Annotated in this window: 32 protein-coding genes; 31 read left to right on the plus strand and 1 reads right to left on the minus strand. The window is 56.2% G+C overall.

Features of this window, described 5'->3' with window-relative positions:
- Positions 1 to 14 precede the first annotated feature (14 nt).
- The 31 genes from tuf (at position 15) to bfr (ending at position 17,366) form a co-directional block, all read left to right on the plus strand.
- On the plus strand, positions 15 to 1,208 hold the full coding sequence (gene tuf, locus AACY42_RS18485) for an elongation factor Tu (protein WP_339481469.1): 1,194 nt from the start codon (positions 15 to 17) through the stop codon (positions 1,206 to 1,208).
- A 156-nt stretch (positions 1,209 to 1,364) separates the two neighbouring features.
- Entirely contained in the window at positions 1,365 to 1,676 is a 312-nt protein-coding gene (rpsJ, locus tag AACY42_RS18490) for a 30S ribosomal protein S10 (protein WP_003186070.1), read from the plus strand.
- Positions 1,677 to 1,756: 80 nt separating this feature from the next.
- Positions 1,757 to 2,392, plus strand: a complete 636-nt coding sequence (gene rplC / locus AACY42_RS18495; protein ID WP_003186059.1) for a 50S ribosomal protein L3 — start codon at positions 1,757 to 1,759, stop codon at positions 2,390 to 2,392.
- A 12-nt stretch (positions 2,393 to 2,404) separates the two neighbouring features.
- Positions 2,405 to 3,007 (plus strand): 50S ribosomal protein L4, encoded by a 603-nt coding sequence (gene rplD / locus AACY42_RS18500; RefSeq protein WP_003186057.1) that lies wholly within the window; start codon positions 2,405 to 2,407, stop codon positions 3,005 to 3,007.
- Positions 3,004 to 3,303: a 50S ribosomal protein L23 gene (gene rplW, locus AACY42_RS18505; protein ID WP_002555488.1), complete on the plus strand. Its 300-nt coding sequence runs from the start codon at positions 3,004 to 3,006 to the stop codon at positions 3,301 to 3,303. The genes rplD and rplW overlap by 4 nt, the downstream gene beginning before the upstream one ends.
- 14 nt (positions 3,304 to 3,317) lie before the next feature.
- Complete coding sequence (gene rplB, locus AACY42_RS18510) at positions 3,318 to 4,142, plus strand: 50S ribosomal protein L2 (protein WP_003186055.1); 825 nt, start codon at positions 3,318 to 3,320, stop codon at positions 4,140 to 4,142.
- Between the two features lie 16 nt (positions 4,143 to 4,158).
- Entirely contained in the window at positions 4,159 to 4,434 is a 276-nt protein-coding gene (gene rpsS / locus AACY42_RS18515) for a 30S ribosomal protein S19 (protein ID WP_002555486.1), read from the plus strand.
- Between the two features lie 11 nt (positions 4,435 to 4,445).
- On the plus strand, positions 4,446 to 4,778 hold the full coding sequence (gene rplV, locus AACY42_RS18520) for a 50S ribosomal protein L22 (protein ID WP_003103908.1): 333 nt from the start codon (positions 4,446 to 4,448) through the stop codon (positions 4,776 to 4,778).
- Between the two features lie 13 nt (positions 4,779 to 4,791).
- Entirely contained in the window at positions 4,792 to 5,478 is a 687-nt protein-coding gene (gene rpsC, locus AACY42_RS18525) for a 30S ribosomal protein S3 (protein WP_003176422.1), read from the plus strand.
- Between the two features lie 12 nt (positions 5,479 to 5,490).
- On the plus strand, positions 5,491 to 5,904 hold the full coding sequence (gene rplP / locus AACY42_RS18530; protein ID WP_003186052.1) for a 50S ribosomal protein L16: 414 nt from the start codon (positions 5,491 to 5,493) through the stop codon (positions 5,902 to 5,904).
- Positions 5,904 to 6,095 carry a 50S ribosomal protein L29 gene (rpmC, locus tag AACY42_RS18535; protein WP_002555481.1) on the plus strand — a complete coding sequence of 64 codons (192 nt, stop codon included), beginning with the start codon at positions 5,904 to 5,906 and terminating at the stop codon, positions 6,093 to 6,095. Before rplP ends, rpmC begins: the two co-directional genes overlap by 1 nt.
- Before the next feature lie 2 nt (positions 6,096 to 6,097).
- A complete protein-coding gene (gene rpsQ / locus AACY42_RS18540) occupies positions 6,098 to 6,364 on the plus strand; it encodes a 30S ribosomal protein S17 (RefSeq protein ID WP_003194644.1) in 267 nt (88 codons plus the stop codon).
- A 23-nt stretch (positions 6,365 to 6,387) separates the two neighbouring features.
- Positions 6,388 to 6,756 (plus strand): 50S ribosomal protein L14, encoded by a 369-nt coding sequence (gene rplN / locus AACY42_RS18545; RefSeq protein WP_002555479.1) that lies wholly within the window; start codon positions 6,388 to 6,390, stop codon positions 6,754 to 6,756.
- An 11-nt stretch (positions 6,757 to 6,767) separates the two neighbouring features.
- Positions 6,768 to 7,082: a 50S ribosomal protein L24 gene (gene rplX, locus AACY42_RS18550; protein ID WP_003186046.1), complete on the plus strand. Its 315-nt coding sequence runs from the start codon at positions 6,768 to 6,770 to the stop codon at positions 7,080 to 7,082.
- Positions 7,083 to 7,102: 20 nt separating this feature from the next.
- Positions 7,103 to 7,642 carry a 50S ribosomal protein L5 gene (gene rplE / locus AACY42_RS18555; RefSeq protein WP_003186044.1) on the plus strand — a complete coding sequence of 180 codons (540 nt, stop codon included), beginning with the start codon at positions 7,103 to 7,105 and terminating at the stop codon, positions 7,640 to 7,642.
- Positions 7,643 to 7,655: 13 nt separating this feature from the next.
- Positions 7,656 to 7,961, plus strand: a complete 306-nt coding sequence (gene rpsN / locus AACY42_RS18560; RefSeq protein ID WP_003186042.1) for a 30S ribosomal protein S14 — start codon at positions 7,656 to 7,658, stop codon at positions 7,959 to 7,961.
- A 210-nt stretch (positions 7,962 to 8,171) separates the two neighbouring features.
- Positions 8,172 to 8,564 (plus strand): 30S ribosomal protein S8, encoded by a 393-nt coding sequence (gene rpsH / locus AACY42_RS18565; protein ID WP_017848802.1) that lies wholly within the window; start codon positions 8,172 to 8,174, stop codon positions 8,562 to 8,564.
- 12 nt (positions 8,565 to 8,576) lie between these two features.
- Complete coding sequence (rplF, locus tag AACY42_RS18570) at positions 8,577 to 9,110, plus strand: 50S ribosomal protein L6 (protein WP_003186039.1); 534 nt, start codon at positions 8,577 to 8,579, stop codon at positions 9,108 to 9,110.
- A gap of 10 nt (positions 9,111 to 9,120) precedes the next feature.
- Entirely contained in the window at positions 9,121 to 9,471 is a 351-nt protein-coding gene (gene rplR, locus AACY42_RS18575) for a 50S ribosomal protein L18 (RefSeq protein WP_003186037.1), read from the plus strand.
- Between the two features lie 3 nt (positions 9,472 to 9,474).
- Complete coding sequence (gene rpsE, locus AACY42_RS18580; protein WP_003186035.1) at positions 9,475 to 9,975, plus strand: 30S ribosomal protein S5; 501 nt, start codon at positions 9,475 to 9,477, stop codon at positions 9,973 to 9,975.
- A gap of 2 nt (positions 9,976 to 9,977) precedes the next feature.
- Positions 9,978 to 10,154: a 50S ribosomal protein L30 gene (rpmD, locus tag AACY42_RS18585; RefSeq protein ID WP_003186033.1), complete on the plus strand. Its 177-nt coding sequence runs from the start codon at positions 9,978 to 9,980 to the stop codon at positions 10,152 to 10,154.
- A gap of 3 nt (positions 10,155 to 10,157) precedes the next feature.
- A complete protein-coding gene (rplO, locus tag AACY42_RS18590; RefSeq protein WP_003186032.1) occupies positions 10,158 to 10,595 on the plus strand; it encodes a 50S ribosomal protein L15 in 438 nt (145 codons plus the stop codon).
- The gene (gene secY, locus AACY42_RS18595) at positions 10,596 to 11,924 is read left to right on the plus strand and encodes a preprotein translocase subunit SecY (protein WP_018612224.1); all 1,329 of its coding nucleotides are present in this window, start codon (positions 10,596 to 10,598) and stop codon (positions 11,922 to 11,924) included. It begins immediately after the preceding gene.
- 30 nt (positions 11,925 to 11,954) lie between these two features.
- The gene (gene rpmJ / locus AACY42_RS18600; RefSeq protein WP_002555468.1) at positions 11,955 to 12,071 is read left to right on the plus strand and encodes a 50S ribosomal protein L36; all 117 of its coding nucleotides are present in this window, start codon (positions 11,955 to 11,957) and stop codon (positions 12,069 to 12,071) included.
- A 130-nt stretch (positions 12,072 to 12,201) separates the two neighbouring features.
- On the plus strand, positions 12,202 to 12,558 hold the full coding sequence (gene rpsM, locus AACY42_RS18605) for a 30S ribosomal protein S13 (protein WP_003186020.1): 357 nt from the start codon (positions 12,202 to 12,204) through the stop codon (positions 12,556 to 12,558).
- Positions 12,559 to 12,588: 30 nt separating this feature from the next.
- A complete protein-coding gene (gene rpsK, locus AACY42_RS18610; RefSeq protein ID WP_002555466.1) occupies positions 12,589 to 12,978 on the plus strand; it encodes a 30S ribosomal protein S11 in 390 nt (129 codons plus the stop codon).
- 18 nt (positions 12,979 to 12,996) lie between these two features.
- Positions 12,997 to 13,617 carry a 30S ribosomal protein S4 gene (rpsD, locus tag AACY42_RS18615; RefSeq protein ID WP_003176404.1) on the plus strand — a complete coding sequence of 207 codons (621 nt, stop codon included), beginning with the start codon at positions 12,997 to 12,999 and terminating at the stop codon, positions 13,615 to 13,617.
- A gap of 22 nt (positions 13,618 to 13,639) precedes the next feature.
- Complete coding sequence (locus tag AACY42_RS18620) at positions 13,640 to 14,641, plus strand: DNA-directed RNA polymerase subunit alpha (RefSeq protein WP_003186012.1); 1,002 nt, start codon at positions 13,640 to 13,642, stop codon at positions 14,639 to 14,641.
- A gap of 42 nt (positions 14,642 to 14,683) precedes the next feature.
- Positions 14,684 to 15,070, plus strand: coding sequence for a 50S ribosomal protein L17 (gene rplQ, locus AACY42_RS18625; protein ID WP_003186009.1), 387 nt, complete (start codon positions 14,684 to 14,686; stop codon positions 15,068 to 15,070).
- Positions 15,071 to 15,294: 224 nt separating this feature from the next.
- Positions 15,295 to 16,743, plus strand: coding sequence for a catalase (locus AACY42_RS18630; RefSeq protein ID WP_339481480.1), 1,449 nt, complete (start codon positions 15,295 to 15,297; stop codon positions 16,741 to 16,743).
- 158 nt (positions 16,744 to 16,901) lie between these two features.
- Positions 16,902 to 17,366 (plus strand): bacterioferritin, encoded by a 465-nt coding sequence (gene bfr, locus AACY42_RS18635; RefSeq protein ID WP_014340470.1) that lies wholly within the window; start codon positions 16,902 to 16,904, stop codon positions 17,364 to 17,366.
- 95 nt (positions 17,367 to 17,461) lie between these two features.
- Here the strand turns inward: bfr and uvrA are convergent, their stop codons facing one another.
- The gene (uvrA, locus tag AACY42_RS18640) at positions 17,462 to 20,296 is read right to left on the minus strand and encodes an excinuclease ABC subunit UvrA (protein ID WP_339481482.1); all 2,835 of its coding nucleotides are present in this window, start codon (positions 20,294 to 20,296) and stop codon (positions 17,462 to 17,464) included.
- Positions 20,297 to 20,442: the final 146 nt, after the last annotated feature.

The following is a 20,442-nucleotide window of genomic DNA, read 5'->3' on the forward strand; positions in this document are numbered from 1 at the left end:
AGGAGTTAATTGTCGTGGCTAAAGAAAAATTTGAACGGAACAAACCGCACGTCAACGTTGGCACCATTGGTCACGTTGACCACGGTAAAACCACGCTGACCGCTGCTCTGACCCGTGTCTGCTCCGAAGTTTTCGGTTCGGCCAAGGTTGACTTCGACAAGATCGATAGCGCCCCGGAAGAGAAAGCTCGCGGTATCACCATCAACACTGCTCACGTTGAATACGATTCGTCCGTGCGTCACTACGCACACGTTGACTGCCCGGGTCACGCCGACTACGTAAAAAACATGATCACCGGTGCTGCCCAGATGGACGGCGCGATCCTGGTTTGTTCGGCTGCTGATGGTCCGATGCCACAAACTCGTGAGCACATCCTGCTGTCCCGTCAGGTGGGCGTTCCGTACATCGTTGTCTTCCTGAACAAGGCAGACATGGTTGATGACGCTGAGCTGCTGGAACTGGTTGAGATGGAAGTGCGCGACCTGCTGAGCACTTACGACTTCCCAGGTGATGACACTCCAATCATCATCGGTTCGGCTCTGATGGCTCTGAACGGCCAAGACGACAACGAAATGGGCACCACCGCTGTCAAGAAGCTGGTGGAAACTCTGGACAGCTACATCCCAGAGCCAGAGCGTGCTATCGACAAGCCGTTCCTGATGCCAATCGAAGACGTGTTCTCGATCTCTGGTCGCGGTACTGTTGTGACTGGTCGTGTTGAGCGTGGCATCGTCCGCATTCAGGAAGAAGTTGAGATCGTCGGTCTGCGCGACACTCAGAAAACTACCTGCACCGGCGTTGAAATGTTCCGCAAGCTGCTTGACGAAGGTCGTGCTGGCGAGAACTGCGGCGTGCTGCTGCGTGGCACCAAGCGTGACGACGTTGAGCGTGGCCAGGTTCTGGTCAAGCCAGGCACCGTCAAGCCGCACACCAAGTTCACTGCAGAAGTTTACGTTCTGAGCAAGGAAGAAGGTGGTCGTCATACTCCGTTCTTCAAAGGCTACCGTCCACAGTTCTACTTCCGTACAACTGACGTGACTGGTAACTGCGAGCTGCCAGAAGGCGTTGAAATGGTAATGCCAGGTGACAACATTCAGATGACTGTTACCCTGATCAAGACCATCGCGATGGAAGACGGTCTGCGTTTCGCTATCCGTGAAGGCGGTCGTACCGTCGGCGCTGGCGTCGTAGCCAAAGTCATCGAGTAAGTCTCTTATAGAGTCAGCTTGATGAGTTGAAAGGGCCCCCGCTTAGCGGGGGCTTTTTTATTGGGTTGACACCTATCGGGGGCGTCTATAGAATTGCGCCTCCTTTTAACGGGCGTATTGCGCCCGGTGGGAATAGCAGCCGGAGTCTGAAATCCAATGCAAAATCAGCAAATCCGTATCAGGTTGAAGGCTTTTGATCATCGCCTGATCGACCAATCCACCCAGGAAATCGTGGAAACCGCGAAACGTACTGGTGCTCAAGTGCGTGGTCCAATTCCACTGCCTACCCGTAAAGAGCGGTTCACCGTTCTGGTCTCCCCGCACGTCAACAAAGACGCGCGTGACCAGTACGAGATCCGTACTCATAAGCGCGTTCTGGACATCGTCCAGCCAACGGATAAAACCGTTGATGCACTTATGAAGCTTGATCTTGCGGCCGGTGTGGAAGTGCAGATCAGCCTCGGCTAAGACTCGGTCTTAGTCGTGTAACGCTCTGAAATGGGCGGCCATAGCGGGTGAAAGCCCCGTACACTCATGAGGTTTACAACATGACTATTGGTGTAGTCGGTCGTAAATGCGGTATGACCCGTATTTTCACCGAAGAAGGTGTCTCCATTCCGGTCACGGTCATTGAGATCGAGCCGAATCGCGTCACCCAGTTCAAAACTGAAGAGACCGATGGCTATCGTGCAGTGCAAGTCACTGTCGGCGAGCGTCGCGCTTCGCGTGTAACAGCAGCTCAGGCTGGCCACTTCGCCAAGGCGAACGTTGCCGCTGGTCGTACCGTAATGGAATTCCGCCTTGAAGAAGGCGAGTACCAGGCCGGCGATCTGATCAACGCTGAAATTTTTGCCGCTGGCCAACTGGTTGATGTGACCGGTCAGTCCAAGGGTAAAGGCTTCCAGGGTACGATCAAGCGTTGGAACTTCCGCGGGCAAGATAATACCCACGGTAACTCCGTATCCCACCGCGTTCCAGGCTCTATCGGCCAGTGCCAGACTCCTGGTCGTGTATTCAAGGGCAAAAAAATGTCCGGTCATATGGGCGCTGAGCGCGTGACCGTGCAGTCCCTCGAAGTAGTGCGCGTGGACGCTGAACGCAATCTGTTGTTGGTCAAGGGTGCTGTTCCTGGCGCTACTGGCGGCAACTTGGTTGTACGTCCAGCAGCCAAGGCTCGCGGTTAAGGGGAAGCTGACATGCAATTAAATGTAAATGACGCTCAAGCGATCGAAGTTTCCGAACTGACATTTGGCGGCGAATTCAACGAGACGCTGGTTCACCAAGCAGTCGTGGCCTACATGGCTGGCGGCCGTCAAGGTAGCAAGCAGCAAAAGACCCGTTCCGACGTTTCCGGTGGCGGCAAGCGCCCATGGCGTCAGAAAGGTACTGGCCGTGCTCGTGCCGGTACTATCCGTAGCCCAATCTGGCGTGGCGGCGGTACCACTTTCGCGGCTCGTCCTCAGGATCACTCCCAGAAGCTGAACAAGAAGATGTATCGCGCAGCAATGCGTTCCATCCTTGCTGAGCTGGTGCGTACTGATCGTCTGGTCGTGGTTCAGGACTTCGCTGTTGAAGCACCGAAAACCAAAGATCTGCTGAACAAGCTGAACGGCATGGGCCTGACTGACGTCCTGATCGTGTCTGATGCTGTTGATCAGAACCTGTACCTGGCTGCTCGTAACCTGCCACACGTCGACGTTCGTGACGTGCAGGGTTCCGATCCGGTCAGTCTGATCGCATACGACAAGGTGTTGATCACCGTGTCGGCCGTGAAGAAATTCGAGGAGCTGCTGGGATGAACCAGGAACGCGTATTTAAAGTTCTGCTTGGCCCGCACGTTTCCGAGAAGGCTACGGTTCTGGCAGACAAGAAAGGCCAGTTCGTTTTCAAGGTTGCTACCGACGCAACCAAGCTGGAAATCAAGAAGGCCGTCGAAAGCCTGTTCAGCGTGAAAGTAGAGCGCGTGACTACCCTGAACGTTCTGGGTAAAAGCAAGCGCACTGCTCGCGGTCTGGGCAAGCGTAATGACTGGAAGAAGGCAGTTATCTCCCTTCAGCCAGGCCAAGATCTCGATTTCAGCAGCAGTGCTGAGTAAGGAAGGGGTGCATCATGGCAATCGTTAAATGCAAACCGACTTCCCCTGGCCGCCGTTTTGTGGTCAAGGTGGTCAACCAGGAGCTGCATAAAGGCGCTCCTCACGCACCGCTGCTCGAGAAAAAATCGAAGTCTGGTGGTCGTAACAACAATGGCCGTATTACCACTCGTCACATCGGTGGTGGTCATAAGCAGCATTATCGTCTGGTCGACTTCCGTCGCAACGACAAGGATGGCATCGCTGCCACCGTCGAGCGTATCGAATACGATCCAAACCGTACTGCTCACATCGCTCTGCTGCTGTACGCAGATGGCGAGCGTCGCTACATCATCGCCCCTAAAGGCGTGAGTGCTGGTGACCAGCTGATCGCAGGTGCCTTGGCGCCGATCAAGCCGGGCAACGCTCTGCAACTGCGTAACATTCCAGTTGGTAGCACCGTACACGGCATCGAATTGAAGCCAGGTAAAGGCGCGCAGATCGCTCGTTCCGCTGGTGCTTCGGCTCAGCTGATCGCTCGTGAAGGTGTCTACGTGACCCTGCGTCTGCGTTCTGGTGAGATGCGTAAAGTACTGGCTGAATGCCGTGCGACCCTGGGCGAAGTCTCGAACTCCGAGCACAGCCTGCGTTCGTTGGGTAAAGCTGGTGCCAAGCGCTGGCGTGGCGTTCGCCCAACCGTTCGTGGTGTTGCCATGAACCCGGTTGACCACCCACATGGTGGTGGTGAAGGTCGTACCTCTGGTGGTCGTCATCCGGTATCGCCATGGGGCTTCCCGACTAAGGGCGCGAAGACTCGTGGTAATAAGCGTACCGACAAAATGATCGTCCGTCGTCGCAAGTAAATAGAGGGATACGACAGTGCCACGTTCTCTGAAAAAAGGTCCTTTTATTGATCTTCACCTACTGAAGAAGATCGAAGTGGCGGCGGAAAAGAACGATCGCAAACCAGTTAAGACCTGGTCGCGTCGTTCGATGATCCTGCCACAAATGGTCGGTTTGACCATCGCAGTACACAACGGTCGCCAACACGTCCCAGTTCTCGTGAACGAAGACATGGTCGGCCACAAACTGGGCGAGTTCGCCGGTACCCGCACATACCGTGGGCACGTGGCTGACAAGAAAGCCAAGCGTTAAGGGGTAAGGAAATGGAAGTAGCCGCTAAGTTGTCGGGCGCTCGAATCTCCGCCCAGAAAGCCCGCTTGGTCGCCGACCAGATCCGCGGGAAGAAGGTGGGCGAAGCGCTCAACCTGTTGGCTTTCAGCAGTAAGAAAGCCGCCGAGATCATGAAGAAAGTGCTGGAGTCGGCCGTAGCCAACGCCGAGCATAACGAAGGCGCAGACGTTGATGACCTGAAGGTCAGCACTGTTTTCGTCAACGAAGGGCGTTCGCTGAAGCGCATCATGCCGCGTGCCAAAGGCCGTGCTGATCGCATCGTCAAGCGGTCTTGCCATATCACTGTCAAGGTTGCTGACAAGTAACGGAGTCGAAGAGATGGGTCAGAAAGTACATCCCATTGGCATTCGCCTGGGAATCGTCAAGGAGCACACCTCCGTCTGGTACGCAGACGGTCGGACTTATGCGGACTACTTGTTCGCTGATCTGAAGGTGCGTGAGTATCTCCAAGACAAACTAAAAAGCGCGTCCGTAAGCCGTATCGATATCCATCGTCCGGCACAGACTGCACGTATCACCATCCACACCGCTCGTCCAGGTATCGTTATCGGGAAGAAGGGTGAAGATGTTGAGAAACTGCGTCAGGACCTGACCAAGCAAATGGGTGTGCCTGTGCACATCAATATCGAAGAGATCCGCAAGCCGGAGCTCGACGGTATGCTGGTTGCGCAGAGCGTAGCTCAGCAGCTGGAGCGTCGCGTAATGTTCCGTCGCGCTATGAAGCGCGCTGTACAGAACGCAATGCGCATTGGTGCCAAAGGCATCAAAATCCAAGTGAGCGGTCGTCTCGGCGGTGCTGAAATTGCACGTACTGAATGGTATCGCGAAGGTCGTGTGCCACTGCACACCCTGCGTGCCGACATCGACTATGCCAACTACGAAGCTCACACCACCTACGGTGTGATCGGTGTAAAGGTTTGGATCTTCAAAGGCGAAGTAATTGGTGGTCGCCAAGAAGAGCTGAAGCCACAAGCACCAGCGCCTCGTAAAAAAGCTGCTAAGTAAGGGGTACGCCAAATGTTGCAACCAAAGCGTACGAAGTTCCGCAAGCAGATGACCGGTCACAACCGTGGCCTGGCATTGCGCGGTAGCAAAGTCAGCTTCGGCGAGTTCGCGCTGAAGTCTGTTGCTCGTGGTCGTCTCACCGCTCGTCAGATCGAGTCAGCGCGTCGTGCTTTGACCCGTCACGTAAAACGTGGCGGCAAGATCTGGATCCGTGTATTCCCGGACAAGCCTGTCACCAAGAAGCCACTCGAAGTTCGGATGGGTAAAGGTAAGGGTAACGTGGAGTACTGGGTTGCCCAGATTCAGCCAGGCAAAGTCCTGTATGAAATCGAGGGTGTTTCTGAAGAGCTGGCGCGTGAGGCTTTCGCCCTGGCTGCTGCAAAGCTGCCGCTCGCCACCTCCTTTGTTAAGCGGACGGTGATGTGATGAAAGCGAATGAACTTCGTGAAAAATCAGCACAGCAGCTGAACGAGCAACTGCTCGGCCTGCTGCGCGACCAGTTCAATCTGCGTATGCAGAAAGCAACTGGCCAGTTGGGGCAGTCTCATCTGCTCTCGCAAGTTAAGCGTGACATCGCTCGCGTGAAAACTGTGCTCAACCAGCAGGCAGGTAAGTAATCATGGCTGAAGCCGAAAAAACTGTCCGTACGCTGACTGGCCGTGTTGTCAGCGACAAGATGGACAAAACCATCACCGTTCTGATCGAGCGTCGCGTTAAGCACCCGATCTACGGTAAATACGTTAAGCGTTCGACTAAGCTGCACGCGCACGACGAAACCAATCAGTGCCACATCGGCGACAAAGTCACTATTCGTGAAACTCGTCCGATGGCCAAGACCAAGTCTTGGGCGCTGGTTGATGTTCTCGAACGCGCTGTGGAAGTCTAAGGGCTAGGGGTCGGAGAAATTATATGATTCAGACTCAATCCATGCTCGATGTGGCCGATAACAGCGGCGCTCGCCGTGTTATGTGCATCAAGGTGCTGGGTGGCTCCCATCGTCGTTACGCTGGTATCGGTGACATCATCAAAGTTACCGTCAAGGAAGCAATTCCTCGCGGTAAGGTGAAAAAAGGCCAAGTGATGACTGCTGTCGTAGTCCGCACTCGCCATGGCGTCCGTCGTGCTGACGGCTCCATCATCCGCTTTGATGGCAACGCTGCTGTTCTGTTGAACAACAAGCAAGAGCCGATCGGCACCCGTATCTTTGGGCCAGTGACCCGTGAGCTTCGTACTGAGAAGTTCATGAAGATCGTCTCGCTCGCCCCAGAAGTGCTGTAAGGAGATCCGACATGCAAAAGATTCGTCGTGACGACGAGATCATCGTGATCGCCGGCAAAGACAAAGGTAAGCGCGGTAAGGTGCTGAAGGTTCTTGCTGACAACCGTCTGGTTGTTGGTGGTCTGAACCTGGTCAAGCGTCATACCAAGCCTAACCCGATGTCGGGCGTACAGGGCGGTATCGTCGAGAAAGAAGCGCCACTGCACGCTTCCAACGTCGCCATCTTCAACGGCGAAACCAACAAGGCTGACCGTGTTGGTTTCAAAGTAGAAGACGGTAAGAAAATTCGTGTCTTCAAGTCGACCCAAAAAGCGGTTGATGCTTGAACACTGCTAGGTAGAAGACCATGGCACGACTAAAAGAGATTTACCGGAAGGAAATCGCACCGAAACTTAAGGAAGAACTTAAGCTTTCGAACGTGATGGAAGTTCCGCGCGTTACCAAAATCACCCTGAACATGGGTCTGGGCGAAGCGATCGGCGACAAAAAAGTCATCGAGCACGCTGTTGCTGACCTGGAAAAGATCACCGGCCAGAAAGTCGTCGTGACTTACGCTCGGAAATCCATCGCAGGCTTTAAAGTCCGTGAAGGTTGGCCGATCGGCGTCAAAGTGACCCTGCGCCGTGAGCGTATGTACGAGTTCCTGGATCGTCTGCTGTCGATCTCCCTGCCTCGGGTTCGCGACTTCCGCGGCCTGAATGCCAAGTCCTTCGATGGTCGTGGTAACTACAGCATGGGCGTTAAAGAGCAGATCATTTTCCCGGAAATCGATTACGACAAGATCGACGCTCTCCGCGGTCTGGACATTACCCTGACCACCACTGCTCGGACGGATGACGAAGGTCGCGCACTGCTGCGCGCTTTCAAATTCCCGTTCCGCAACTGATTGGAGTAGGAAAATGGCCAAGAAGAGCATGAAGAACCGTGAGCTGAAGCGTCAGCTCACCGTTGCCAAGTACGCCACCAAGCGTGCAGCGCTGAAAGCTATCATCGTTGATCTGAACGCAAGTCCAGAAGCGCGTTGGGAAGCTACAGTTGCCCTGCAGAAGCAGCCACGTGATGCAAGCGCCTCGCGCATGCGTAACCGCTGCCGCCTGACTGGTCGTCCGCACGGCGTGTACCGCAAGTTCGGCCTTGGCCGTAACATGCTGCGTCAAGCCGCAATGCGTGGTGACGTTCCAGGTCTGGTTAAAGCCAGCTGGTAAGCACTGTCAAAGTCGGGGCGTTCGGGATCGCAAGATCCTGACCGTCGGTGACCTTGAACATGAATCAAGCCCCTATTGGGGCTTGATTCATTTGTGGGGTGTGTCTAGAATACCCGGCTCGCCTGAGCCCGTGCTTTTGTTGCACGGATGTGCTCGGCGACACGTACTAGCCGAAAGGCTAATTTTTTGTGTATTAGGAGCGTCTAGCCCATGAGTATGCAGGACCCGTTAGCGGACATGCTAACTCGTATCCGTAATGCCCAGATGGCTGAAAAGTCCGTCGTAAGCATGCCATCTTCTACTTTGAAGGTAGCTGTTGCCAAAGTCCTGAAGGACGAAGGTTACATTGCGGGTTATCAGATCAGCAGCGAAATCAAGCCACTGCTGTCCATCGAGCTGAAGTACTTCGAAGGCCGTCCGGTCATCGAGGAAGTGAAGCGCGTTAGCCGTCCAGGCCTGCGTCAGTACAAGTCCGTCGAGGATCTGCCGAAAGTTCGCGGCGGCCTGGGCGTGTCTATCGTCTCCACCAACAAAGGTGTGATGACGGATCGTGCTGCGCGCGCTGCCGGTGTCGGCGGCGAAGTTCTTTGCACTGTGTTCTAAGGGGGGATAAGCATGTCACGCGTCGCTAAGAACCCCGTTAAGCTGCCAGCCGGTGTCGAAGTCAAATTCGCAGGCCAACAGCTTTCGGTGAAGGGTGCCAAGGGCACTCTGCAACTGAACATCCATTCGTCCGTTGAGATCGTTGAAGAAGCTGGTGAGCTGCGTTTCGCTGCTCGCAATGGCGATCAGCAGACTCGCGCAATGGCTGGTACCACTCGTGCGTTGGTAAACAACATGGTCCAAGGCGTAAGCCAAGGCTTCGAGCGCAAGCTCCAGCTGGTCGGTGTTGGTTACAAAGCGCAAGCAAAAGGCACAGTGCTGAACCTGGCTCTTGGCTTCTCGCATCCAGTGGATTATGAACTGCCGGAAGGCATCACCGCTGAGACTCCTAGCCAGACCGATATCCTGATCAAGGGCATCGACAAGCAGCTGGTAGGTCAAGTGGCCGCCGAGATCCGCGACTTCCGTCCACCAGAGCCGTACAAAGGCAAAGGTGTGCGCTACGCGGACGAAGTCGTCCGTCGTAAAGAAGCCAAGAAGAAGTAGGGCATAGCAAATGACCGACAAAAAAGTTACTCGACTGCGTCGCGCTCGCAAAGCACGCCTGAAAATGCACGAACTCGAAGTCGTGCGTCTCTGCGTGTTCCGCTCGTCGCAGCACATCTACGCCCAGGTCATTTCGGCCGACGGCAACAAAGTCCTGGCAAGTGCCTCGACTTTGGATAAAGAACTGCGTGATGGCGCCACTGGCAACATCGACGCGGCCACTAAGGTTGGCCAGCTGGTCGCTACGCGTGCAAAAGCCGCTGGCGTCTCGCAGGTGGCTTTCGACCGCTCTGGCTTCAAGTACCACGGCCGCGTCAAGGCGCTGGCTGATGCTGCTCGTGAAGCTGGGCTGGAGTTCTAAGTTATGTCAAATAACGACCAAAAGCGCGACGAAGGCTACATCGAGAAGCTGGTTCAAGTTAACCGCGTAGCCAAAACCGTTAAAGGCGGCCGTATCTTCACTTTCACTGCGTTGACCGTAGTGGGTGATGGTAAGGGCCGTGTTGGCTTCGGCCGTGGCAAGTCGCGTGAAGTGCCTGCTGCGATCCAGAAGGCAATGGAAGCTGCTCGCCGCAACATGATCCAGGTTGATCTGAACGGCACCACTCTGCAGTACGCAATGAAGTCTGCCCATGGCGCTTCGAAGGTGTACATGCAGCCTGCTTCTGAAGGTACCGGTATCATCGCTGGCGGCGCTATGCGTGCTGTCCTCGAAGTTGCTGGCGTTCAGAACGTTCTGGCCAAGTGCTACGGCTCGACTAACCCGGTAAACGTGGTTCACGCCACTTTCAAGGGTTTGAAAGCAATGCAGTCTCCTGAATCCATTGCCGCCAAGCGTGGCAAAAGCGTCAAGGAGATCTTCTGATCATGGCTACCGTAAAAGTTACGCTGATCAAAAGCATGACCGGCCGCATCCCTAACCACAAACTGTGCGTTAAGGGTCTGGGGCTGCGTCGCATCGGTCACACTGTAGAAGTCCTGGATACTCCCGAAAATCGCGGGATGATCAACAAGGCTTACTACATGCTGCGTGTCGAGGGTTAATCGATGAAACTCAATGATCTGAGTCCAGCGCCGGGTTCCCGTCGCGAAAAGCATCGTCCGGGCCGTGGTATCGGTAGTGGTTTGGGTAAGACCGGTGGCCGTGGCCACAAAGGTCAGACCTCCCGCTCCGGTGGCACCATTGCTCCAGGCTTTGAAGGCGGTCAACAGCCGCTGCATCGTCGCCTGCCGAAGTTCGGTTTCGTTTCCCTGAAAGCCATGGATCGCGCAGAAGTGCGTCTGTCCGAGCTGGCCAAAGTGGATGGCGATATCGTCACCGTGCAGTCCCTGAAGGATGCCAACGTGATCAACCAGAACGTTCAGCGTGTGAAAATCATGCTGTCGGGCGAGGTTGCTCGTGCTGTCACCATCGGAAAGGGAATCGGCGCCACCAAAGGTGCGCGTGCGGCTATCGAAGCAGCTGGCGGCAAGTTCGAGGAATAAATGGCTAAGCAAGGTGCTCTCTCTGCGCTCGGCAAAGGCGGTATGTCTGAACTCTGGGCTCGTCTGCGTTTTCTGTTCTTGGCGATTATCGTCTACCGAATAGGCGCACACATCCCGGTTCCAGGTATCAACCCGGACCGACTCGCGGACCTGTTTCGACAGAATGAGGGGACCATTCTTAGCTTGTTCAACATGTTTTCCGGCGGCGCGCTGGAGCGGATGAGCATCTTTGCGCTGGGGATCATGCCGTACATTTCGGCATCGATCATCATGCAATTGATGAGCGCCGTCAGCCCGCAGCTGGAACAGTTGAAGAAGGAAGGTGAAGCTGGCCGTCGCAAGATCAGCCAGTACACCCGCTACCTCACTGTCGTCCTTGCTCTCGTCCAGGCTGTTGGCATGTCCATCGGTCTGGCGGGGCAGGGCGTAGCGTTCACTGGTGACTTTGGCTTCCATTTCGTTGCGGTAACCACTTTTGTGGCGGGCGCGATGTTCATGATGTGGCTGGGTGAGCAGATTACTGAGCGTGGTGTTGGCAACGGTATCTCGATGTTGATCTTCGCAGGTATCGTCGCCGGTCTTCCGAGAGCGATCGGGCAGTCTTTCGAGTCTGCGCGTCAGGGTGATATCAATATCTTTGCCCTGGTTGCCATCGGTCTGTTGGCAGTAGCGATTATCGGTTTCGTGGTGTTCATCGAGCGTGGTCAGCGGCGTATTGCTGTTCACTACGCCAAGCGTCAGCAGGGCCGCAAGGTGTTTGCTGCGCAGACCAGCCACTTGCCGTTGAAGGTGAATATGGCCGGTGTTATTCCGGCTATTTTCGCGAGCAGCATCCTGCTGTTCCCAGCTTCGTTGGGTGCCTGGTTCGGCCAGTCTGAAGGTATGGGCTGGTTGCAGGACATCTCGCAGTCGATCGCTCCTGGTCAGCCGTTGAATATTCTGCTGTTTAGTGCAGGGATTATTTTCTTCTGCTTCTTCTATACGGCGTTGATGTTCAATCCGAAAGACGTAGCGGAAAACCTGAAGAAGTCCGGTGCCTTTATTCCGGGTATCCGTCCAGGTGAGCAGTCGGCGCGCTACATTGATGGCGTTCTGACTCGTTTGACCTTGTTCGGTGCTCTTTACATGACGGCCGTCTGTCTGTTGCCCCAGTTCCTGGTGGTTGCGGCAAACGTACCGTTCTACCTTGGCGGGACCTCGTTGCTGATCGTGGTCGTGGTTGTGATGGACTTCATGTCCCAAGTGCAATCGCACCTCGTTTCGCACCAGTACGAATCCCTGATGAAGAAAGCCAACCTGAAGGGCTACGGCAGCGGCATGTTGCGCTGAGTAGCGTCCATAAGGTTCGAGGAGTTGGTGATGAAAGTTCGTGCATCGGTGAAAAAGCTGTGCCGTAACTGCAAGATTATTCGCCGCGAAGGTGTTGTTCGGGTAATTTGCAGCGCGGAACCACGTCACAAACAGCGCCAAGGCTGAGTGTGATTGTGCTTTAAGCCCGGCAGCTAGTGCGCTGCCGGGTTGATTATTTGTTATTACAGCGATATTATCTCGCGCCCTATTTCTTGGCTTCCGGGGCGTAGGTAGCTGTCAATTGGAGTCCCACTGAATGGCCCGTATTGCAGGCGTCAACATTCCAGATAACAAGCATACTGTTATCTCGCTGACCTACATCTATGGTGTTGGTCGCACTACTGCACAGAAAATTTGTGCAGTGACTGGGGTTAACCCAGCGGCAAAGATCAAGGATCTGAGCGACGAGCAGATTGAACAGCTGCGTGGCGAAGTGGCGAAGTTCACCACTGAAGGTGACCTGCGTCGCGAAATCAACATGAAAATCAAGCGCTTGATGGACCTCGGTTGCTATCGCGGTCTGCGTCATCGTCGTGGTCTGCCAGTACGCGGTCAGCGTACCAAGACCAACGCGCGTACCCGTAAAGGTCCGCGTAAGCCGATCCGCAAGTAATCGCCCCAGCGAATCGACAGGAATTTAATCATGGCAAAACCTGCTGCTCGTCCTCGTAAAAAAGTTAAAAAGACAGTGGTTGATGGCATCGCCCACATCCATGCTTCTTTTAACAACACCATCGTGACCATTACCGACCGTCAAGGTAACGCTCTTTCCTGGGCTACCTCCGGTGGTTCGGGTTTCCGCGGTTCCCGCAAGTCCACCCCGTTCGCTGCTCAAGTAGCTGCTGAGCGTGCTGGTCAAGCTGCGCTGGAATACGGCCTGAAAAACCTCGACGTCAACGTCAAGGGTCCAGGTCCAGGTCGTGAATCCGCAGTCCGCGCTTTGAACGGCTGTGGCTACAAGATCGCCAGCATCACCGACGTGACGCCAATCCCGCACAACGGGTGCCGTCCGCCGAAGAAGCGCCGCGTGTAATCCAGGAGATTGTAAAGAATGGCTCGTTACATTGGTCCAAAATGCAAACTCGCTCGTCGCGAAGGCACCGATCTTTTTCTGAAGAGCGGCGTGCGCGCGATCGAATCGAAGTGCAACATTGAAGCAGCACCTGGTATCCACGGCCAACGCCGCGGCCGCCAGTCCGACTACGGCACCCAACTGCGTGAAAAGCAGAAGGTCCGTCGTATCTACGGCGTTCTCGAGCGTCAATTCAGCGGCTACTACAAAGAAGCAGCTGGCAAGAAAGGCGCAACCGGCGAAAACCTGTTGCAACTGCTCGAATGCCGTCTGGACAACGTTGTATACCGTATGGGTTTCGGTTCTACTCGTGCCGAATCCCGTCAGCTGGTATCGCACAAGTCGATCAGCGTTAACGGTCAGACCGTAAACGTTCCGTCCTACCAGGTTCGTGCTGGTGACGTGGTTGCTGTTCGCGAGAAAGCAAAGAACCAACTTCGCATTGTCCAAGCTCTCGATCTGTGTGCCCAACGTGGCCGCGTAGAATGGGTAGAAGTAGACACTGAGAAGAAGTCGGGCGTTTTCAAGAACGTTCCTGCTCGCAGTGATCTGTCCGCCGACATCAACGAAAGCCTGATTGTCGAGCTCTACTCCAAGTAAGGGCTAGAAAATAGGTGCATCCATGCAGATTTCGGTAAATGAGTTCCTGACACCCCGCCATATTGATGTGCAGGTTGTCAGTCCAACCCGCGCCAAGATCACGCTCGAGCCTCTCGAGCGTGGTTTCGGCCACACCCTGGGCAACGCGCTGCGACGCATCCTGTTGTCCTCAATGCCCGGCTGTGCAGTAGTCGAGGCCGAGATTGACGGTGTGCTCCACGAGTACAGCGCCATCGAAGGTGTACAGGAAGACGTAATTGAAATCCTGTTGAACCTTAAAGGTCTGGCTATCAAGCTGCACGGTCGTGACGAAGTTACGCTGACCTTGTCGAAGAAGGGTTCGGGGGTGGTTACCGCTGCCGATATTCAGCTGGATCATGATGTCGAGATCGTTAACCCCGATCACGTAATCGCTAACCTGGCGTCTAACGGCGCCCTGAACATGAAGCTCACCGTAGCTCGTGGTCGTGGTTATGAACCGGCAGACTCGCGTCAGAGCGATGAAGACGAAAGCCGCAGCATCGGTCGCTTGCAGCTTGACTCTTCGTTCAGCCCAGTTCGCCGTATCGCATACGTGGTGGAAAACGCCCGTGTCGAACAGCGTACCAACCTGGACAAGCTGGTTATTGATCTGGAAACCAACGGTACCCTGGATCCTGAAGAGGCTATCCGCCGTGCTGCAACCATCCTGCAACAGCAGTTGGCTGCGTTCGTCGACCTCAAAGGTGACAGTGAGCCAGTGGTTGTCGAGCAGGAAGACGAGATCGATCCGATCCTGCTTCGCCCGGTTGACGATCTGGAACTGACTGTACGTTCGGCTAACTGCCTTAAGGCGGAAAACATCTACTACATCGGCGACCTGATTCAGCGTACCGAAGTAGAGCTGTTGAAGACTCCGAACCTTGGTAAGAAATCCTTGACTGAAATCAAGGACGTTCTGGCCTCCCGCGGTCTGTCCCTCGGCATGCGCCTCGACAACTGGCCGCCTGCAAGTCTTAAGAAGGACGACAAGGCGACTGCCTGATCGTCGTAATCACCGAACGTTGTGTTTGGTAAGGAATGAACCATGCGTCATCGTAAAAGTGGTCGTCACCTGAGCCGCACCAGCTCGCACCGCAAGGCCATGTTTCAAAACATGGCGGTGTCGCTGTTCGAGCACGAGCTGATCAAAACTACACTGCCGAAAGCCAAAGAACTGCGTCGCGTTGCTGAGCCGCTGATCACTTTGGCCAAGACAGATAGCCTGGCTAACCGCCGTCTGGCTTTCGACCGTACTCGTTCGAAAGCTATCGTTGGTAAGCTCTTCAACGACCTGGGCAAGCGTTACGCTACCCGTGAGGGTGGCTACCTGCGCATCCTCAAGTGCGGTTTCCGCGCTGGCGACAACGCGCCTATGGCGTACGTCGAGTTGGTTGATCGTGCTACCAGCGGTGAAGCTGTATCCGCTGAGTAAGTCGGCAACATACAAAAAACCGGGCCTTGTGCCCGGTTTTTTGTTGCCTGAAGGAATAGCAGGCAATCCGTTTCGCCTGGCTTGGCCATCGGCAAGTATTCAACATTAGATAATGACTATCGATGTCCATGATTTAATGAATTTGGATACTGTCATTAATATGATCGATACTCCTTTCCAGCCGATTAGCCGGCAGTTCGAAGACCGACCTAGGAAGATTGAGCATGAGCCAGACCAAAACGCTTACGACCGCCAGCGGCGCTCCTGTCGCCGATAACCAGAACTCTCGCTCCGCCGGCCCGCGTGGCCCGCTGCTGCTCGACGACTTTCACCTGATCGAGAAGCTTGCTCACTTCAACCGCGAAAACATTCCAGAGCGTCGTGTGCACGCCAAAGGCTCGGGCGCCTACGGCACATTCACCGTTACCCGGGACATTACTCAGTACACCAGCGCCAAGTTGTTCGAATCGGTTGGTAAACAGACGCCCACTTTCCTGCGGTTTTCCACCGTGGGTGGCGAGCGTGGTTCGGCCGACACTGAACGCGACCCGCGCGGCTTTGCCCTGAAGTTCTACACCGAGGAAGGCAATTGGGACATCGTTGGCAACAACACGCCGGTATTCTTCATCCGTGATCCATTGAAGTTTCCAGACTTCATCCACACCCAGAAACGTCTGCCGCAAAGCAACCTGAAAAGCGCCCAAGCGATGTGGGATTTCTGGTCGCATTCACCTGAGGCGCTGCATCAGGTCACCATTCTGTTCTCTGATCGCGGTATTCCGGATGGCTACCGCCACATGCATGGCTTCGGCAGTCATACCTACAGCCTGATCAACGCGCAGGGTGATCGCCACTGGGTGAAGTGGCACTACAAGACCCAGCAAGGGATCAAGAACCTCGCACCGGCAGAAGCGGCACGCCTGGCGGGTACCGACCCGGATTACGCCCAGCGTGACTTGTTCAACGCCATCGAGCACGGTGATTTCCCGAAATGGAGCGTTTGTATCCAGGTCATGAGCGAGGCCCAGGCCGCAGCGCATTACGAGAACCCGTTCGACGTGACCAAGACCTGGTCGCAGAAAGAGTTTCCGCTGATCGAAGTCGGTGTGCTCGAGCTCAACCGTAATCCGCTGAATTACTTTGCCGAAGTCGAGCAAGCGGCGTTTGGCCCTAGCAACATGGTGCCAGGGGTTGGCCTCTCGCCGGACCGCATGCTGCAGGGCCGTGTCTTCGCCTACGCTGATGCGCACCGCTACCGTGTGGGCACCAATCACCAGCAATTACCGGTGAATGCGCCGCGCAGTCCGGTCAATACCTACCAGCGCGACGGTGCCATGGCGTTTGGCAGCAATGGCGGGGCGGCACCGAACTACGAGCCTAACAGCTACGTGGAGGCGCCGAAGCAGGCCCCACGTTACGCAGAACCAGCACTGGCCCTCAGCGACGCGGCGGACCGTTACGATCACCGCGAAGACAACGACTACTACAGCCACGCCGGTGCGCTGTTCCGCTTGATGAGCGATGAGCAGAAGGCGCTATTGATCAGCAACATCGCCGGTGCAATGGGGGGCGTGTCGGCAGATGTGGTGGACCGTCAATTGCAACATTTCTTCAAGGCCGATGTGGCCTATGGAGAAGGTATCGCAAAAGCCTTGGGTGTAGCGCTTAACTAAGTCTAAACGAGAAGCAGAACCGCCCTCATTAGGGCGGTTTTTGCGTTATTTAGCCTGGTTTTCTCTGATTTTCTTCGATTTTGTTCCGTTGAGGTCGTGACCTCGCGGTCCGCTTGGTTCAAACTGCAACCTTTAAAAGCTTGTGGAGATGTAGGGCGATGCAAGGTCACCCAGACGTAATCGATTACCTCAACACGTTGCTGACAGGCGAACTGGCAGCCCGTGATCAATATTTCATCCATTCGCGGATGTACGAGGACTGGGGTTTTACCGAGCTCTACGAACGTATCAACCATGAGATGGAAGAAGAGACCCAGCACGCCGATGCGTTGATGCGCCGGATCCTGATGCTCGAAGGCACGCCACGCATGCGTGCCGATGACCTCGACGTTGGCACCACGGTGCCCGACATGCTCGCCGCCGACCTGCGCCTGGAATACAAAGTTCGCGCTGCGCTGTGCAAAGGCATCGAACTCTGTGAGCAGCACAACGACTACGTGACCCGCGAGATCCTGCGGATCCAGCTCAACGACACCGAAGAAGACCACACCTACTGGCTGGAGAAGCAGTTGGGTCTGATCAAGCTGATCGGGTTGGAAAACTACCTGCAATCGCAGTTCTGAGTGTAGGCGCTGCCGAAGGCTGCGATCTTTTCGAAATCGCAAAAAAGCCCCTGCCATCGATGAGATGACAGGGGCTTTTTCGTGCTCGGTTAAAATCAGTCCCGATCACGTTCCAGCAGCGGTTTGAGGTAGTGGCCGGTGTAGGACTGTTTCATCTCGGCCACTTGTTCCGGTGTTCCTACGGCGATGATCTGGCCGCCCTTGGAGCCGCCTTCCGGCCCCAGGTCCACTAGCCAGTCAGCCGTCTTGATCACGTCCAGGTTGTGTTCGATCACCACCACGGTATTGCCGTGGTCGCGAAGACGGTGCAGCACGTCGAGCAATTGCTGGATATCGGCGAAGTGCAGGCCTGTGGTTGGCTCGTCGAGGATATACAGGGTCTTGCCGGTGTCGCGCTTGGACAGCTCGCGGGACAACTTGACCCGCTGGGCTTCACCGCCGGACAGCGTGGTTGCCGACTGCCCCAGCTTGATATACGACAGGCCGACATCCATCAGCGTCTGGAGCTTGCGCGCCAGGGCCGGTACCGCGTCGAAGAACACCCGGGCCTCCTCGATGGTCATCTCGAGGGTTTCGTGGATGTTCTTGCCCTTGTATTTGATCTCCAGGGTTTCGCGGTTGTAGCGCTTGCTCTTGCACACATCGCACGGCACGTAGATGTCTGGCAGGAAGTGCATTTCCACTTTGATCAAACCATCGCCCTGGCAGGCCTCGCAGCGCCCGCCCTTGACGTTGAACGAGAAACGCCCCGGGCCGTAGCCGCGCGAACGGGACTCCGGCACGCCGGCGAACAGCTCGCGGATCGGTGTGAACAACCCGGTATAGGTCGCCGGGTTTGAGCGCGGGGTGCGGCCAATCGGGCTTTGGTCGATGTCGACCACCTTGTCCAGATGCTCCAGGCCCTTGATGCTGTCGTGGGCAGACGCTTCCAGGGTGGTGGCGCCGTTCAGTGCCGTGGCGCTGAGGGGGAACAGCGTGTTGTTGATCAGCGTCGACTTGCCGGAGCCGGACACGCCGGTCACGCAGGTCAGCAGGCCGATCGGGATTTCCAGGTCGACATTGCGCAAGTTGTTGCCGCGGGCACCCTTGAGGGTCAGCGACAACTTCTTGTTGCGCGGCGTACGTTTGGCCGGGACCTTGATCTTGACCCGACCCGACAGGTATTTGCCCGTCAGCGAGTCAGGGTGCGCCATGACTTCGGCTGCGGTGCCCTGGGCGACGATATGCCCGCCATGCACGCCTGCGCCCGGGCCGATGTCGACCACGTAGTCGGCCAGGCGGATGGCGTCCTCGTCGTGCTCGACCACGATGACCGTGTTGCCGATGTCCCGCAGGTGCTTCAGGGTTCCGAGCAGCCGGTCGTTATCCCGTTGGTGCAGGCCGATGGACGGCTCGTCGAGGATGTACATCACCCCCACCAGGCCGGCGCCGATCTGGCTGGCGAGGCGGATACGCTGGGCTTCGCCGCCGGACAGGGTGTCGGCGCTGCGATCGAGGGTCAGGTAATCCAGGCCGACGTTTACCAGGAACTGCAGGCGCTCACGGATCTCCTTGAGGATCTTGTCGGCGATTTCGCCACGACGACCGGTGAGCTTCAAACCGCCGAAATAATCAGTGGCGTCGCCAATCGGCAGGTTGGTCACCGCCGGCAGCGTCTTCTCGCCGACCCACACATGCCGCGCTTCGCGACGCAGACGGGTACCACGGCAATCGGGGCAGGGCTGGGTGCTGAGGAACTTGGCCAGTTCTTCGCGCACGCTGGCCGACTCGGTCTCGCGGTAGCGTCGTTCCAGGTTCGGCACGATGCCTTCGAACGGGTGGGAGCGCTTGACGATATCGCCGCGGTCGTTGAGGTATTTGAAGTCGACATTCTGCGTGCCGCTGCCCTGCAGGATGAATTTCTGCTGGTCGGCGGGCAACTCGTTGAATGGCTTGTCCAGGCTGAACTTGTAATGGGCCGCCAGCGAACCGAGCATCTGGAAGTAATAGACGTTGCGCCTGTCCCAGCCGCGAATCGCCCCTTCGGCCAGGGTCAGCTCGCCATTGACCAGCCGCTTGGTGTCGAAGAACTGCTTGACCCCCAGGCCGTCGCAAGTCGGGCAAGCGCCCGCCGGGTTGTTGAAGGAGAACAGCTTGGGTTCCAGCTCGCTGATGGCGTGACCGCAGATCGGGCAGGCAAAGCGCGCGGAAAAAATGATTTCCTCGCCGGGCTCGTCGTCCATCGGCGCCACCAGGGCGATGCCGTCGGCCAGCTTCAGCGCTGTTTCGAAGGACTCGGCCAGGCGCTGTTGCAGATCGGCCCGGACCTTGAAGCGGTCGACCACCACATCGATCGAATGCTTCTTCTGTTTATCCAGCTTCGGCAATTCGTCCAGTTCGCACAGTTTGCCGTTGACCCGGGCCCGCACGAAGCCCTGGGCGCGCAGTTCTTCGAAAACCATCAGGTGTTCGCCCTTGCGCTCGCGAATCACGGGCGCCAGCAGCATCAGCTTGCTGCCTTCCGGCTGGGTCAGCACCAGGTCGACCATCTGGCTGACGGTCTGGGCTTCCAGGGGAATGTCGTGATCGGGGCAACGGGGGATACCGACCCGCGCATACAGCAAACGCAGGTAGTCGTAGATCTCGGTGATGGTGCCCACCGTCGACCGGGGGTTATGGGAGGTCGACTTCTGCTCGATGGAAATTGCCGGCGACAGGCCTTCGATGGTGTCGACGTCGGGTTTTTCCATCATCGACAGGAACTGCCGGGCGTAGGCCGACAGCGATTCGACATAGCGTCGCTGGCCTTCGGCGTACAACGTGTCGAAGGCCAGGGATGATTTGCCGGATCCGGACAGGCCGGTGATGACGATCAGCTTGTCCCGTGGCAGGGTCAGGTCGATGTTCTTCAGGTTGTGGGTACGGGCCCCACGAATCAGGATCTTGTCCAAAGTGGCCTCGCTCGGCGGGCGTCGAAAACGTAGGAGTATACGGGCAAATACTGGATGGATGCACACTATTGAAGGTGCGATCGCAGCCATACATGAAGACTGCGCGGCAAACGGTCGCCATATACCCTCTCAATCGATGGGACTGG

Source organism: Pseudomonas sp. RL_5y_Pfl2_73 (assembly GCF_963970515.1).
Classification (GTDB): Bacteria; Pseudomonadota; Gammaproteobacteria; order Pseudomonadales; family Pseudomonadaceae; genus Aquipseudomonas.

Excerpts from the sequence above, each read along its gene's own strand:
- rpmJ (WP_002555468.1), top strand. The coding sequence starts at position 11,955 with ATGAAAGTTCGTGCATCGGTGAAAAAGCTGTGCCGTAACTGCAAGATT.
- rplB (WP_003186055.1), top strand. The coding sequence starts at position 3,318 with ATGGCAATCGTTAAATGCAAACCGACTTCCCCTGGCCGCCGTTTTGTG.
- rpsD (WP_003176404.1), top strand. The coding sequence starts at position 12,997 with ATGGCTCGTTACATTGGTCCAAAATGCAAACTCGCTCGTCGCGAAGGC.
- rpsN (WP_003186042.1), top strand. The coding sequence starts at position 7,656 with ATGGCCAAGAAGAGCATGAAGAACCGTGAGCTGAAGCGTCAGCTCACC.
- rpsJ (WP_003186070.1), top strand. The coding sequence starts at position 1,365 with ATGCAAAATCAGCAAATCCGTATCAGGTTGAAGGCTTTTGATCATCGC.
- rplV (WP_003103908.1), top strand. The coding sequence starts at position 4,446 with ATGGAAGTAGCCGCTAAGTTGTCGGGCGCTCGAATCTCCGCCCAGAAA.
- rplF (WP_003186039.1), top strand. The coding sequence starts at position 8,577 with ATGTCACGCGTCGCTAAGAACCCCGTTAAGCTGCCAGCCGGTGTCGAA.
- AACY42_RS18630 (WP_339481480.1), top strand. The coding sequence starts at position 15,295 with ATGAGCCAGACCAAAACGCTTACGACCGCCAGCGGCGCTCCTGTCGCC.
- rplW (WP_002555488.1), top strand. The coding sequence starts at position 3,004 with ATGAACCAGGAACGCGTATTTAAAGTTCTGCTTGGCCCGCACGTTTCC.
- rpmD (WP_003186033.1), top strand. The coding sequence starts at position 9,978 with ATGGCTACCGTAAAAGTTACGCTGATCAAAAGCATGACCGGCCGCATC.
- rplR (WP_003186037.1), top strand. The coding sequence starts at position 9,121 with ATGACCGACAAAAAAGTTACTCGACTGCGTCGCGCTCGCAAAGCACGC.
- rpsM (WP_003186020.1), top strand. The coding sequence starts at position 12,202 with ATGGCCCGTATTGCAGGCGTCAACATTCCAGATAACAAGCATACTGTT.
- rplC (WP_003186059.1), top strand. The coding sequence starts at position 1,757 with ATGACTATTGGTGTAGTCGGTCGTAAATGCGGTATGACCCGTATTTTC.
- rpsE (WP_003186035.1), top strand. The coding sequence starts at position 9,475 with ATGTCAAATAACGACCAAAAGCGCGACGAAGGCTACATCGAGAAGCTG.
- rplD (WP_003186057.1), top strand. The coding sequence starts at position 2,405 with ATGCAATTAAATGTAAATGACGCTCAAGCGATCGAAGTTTCCGAACTG.
- rplO (WP_003186032.1), top strand. The coding sequence starts at position 10,158 with ATGAAACTCAATGATCTGAGTCCAGCGCCGGGTTCCCGTCGCGAAAAG.
- rpsC (WP_003176422.1), top strand. The coding sequence starts at position 4,792 with ATGGGTCAGAAAGTACATCCCATTGGCATTCGCCTGGGAATCGTCAAG.
- rplX (WP_003186046.1), top strand. The coding sequence starts at position 6,768 with ATGCAAAAGATTCGTCGTGACGACGAGATCATCGTGATCGCCGGCAAA.
- rpmC (WP_002555481.1), top strand. The coding sequence starts at position 5,904 with ATGAAAGCGAATGAACTTCGTGAAAAATCAGCACAGCAGCTGAACGAG.
- rpsH (WP_017848802.1), top strand. The coding sequence starts at position 8,172 with ATGAGTATGCAGGACCCGTTAGCGGACATGCTAACTCGTATCCGTAAT.
- rplE (WP_003186044.1), top strand. The coding sequence starts at position 7,103 with ATGGCACGACTAAAAGAGATTTACCGGAAGGAAATCGCACCGAAACTT.
- bfr (WP_014340470.1), top strand. The coding sequence starts at position 16,902 with ATGCAAGGTCACCCAGACGTAATCGATTACCTCAACACGTTGCTGACA.
- AACY42_RS18620 (WP_003186012.1), top strand. The coding sequence starts at position 13,640 with ATGCAGATTTCGGTAAATGAGTTCCTGACACCCCGCCATATTGATGTG.
- rplN (WP_002555479.1), top strand. The coding sequence starts at position 6,388 with ATGATTCAGACTCAATCCATGCTCGATGTGGCCGATAACAGCGGCGCT.
- rpsQ (WP_003194644.1), top strand. The coding sequence starts at position 6,098 with ATGGCTGAAGCCGAAAAAACTGTCCGTACGCTGACTGGCCGTGTTGTC.
- secY (WP_018612224.1), top strand. The coding sequence starts at position 10,596 with ATGGCTAAGCAAGGTGCTCTCTCTGCGCTCGGCAAAGGCGGTATGTCT.
- rplQ (WP_003186009.1), top strand. The coding sequence starts at position 14,684 with ATGCGTCATCGTAAAAGTGGTCGTCACCTGAGCCGCACCAGCTCGCAC.
- rpsK (WP_002555466.1), top strand. The coding sequence starts at position 12,589 with ATGGCAAAACCTGCTGCTCGTCCTCGTAAAAAAGTTAAAAAGACAGTG.
- rplP (WP_003186052.1), top strand. The coding sequence starts at position 5,491 with ATGTTGCAACCAAAGCGTACGAAGTTCCGCAAGCAGATGACCGGTCAC.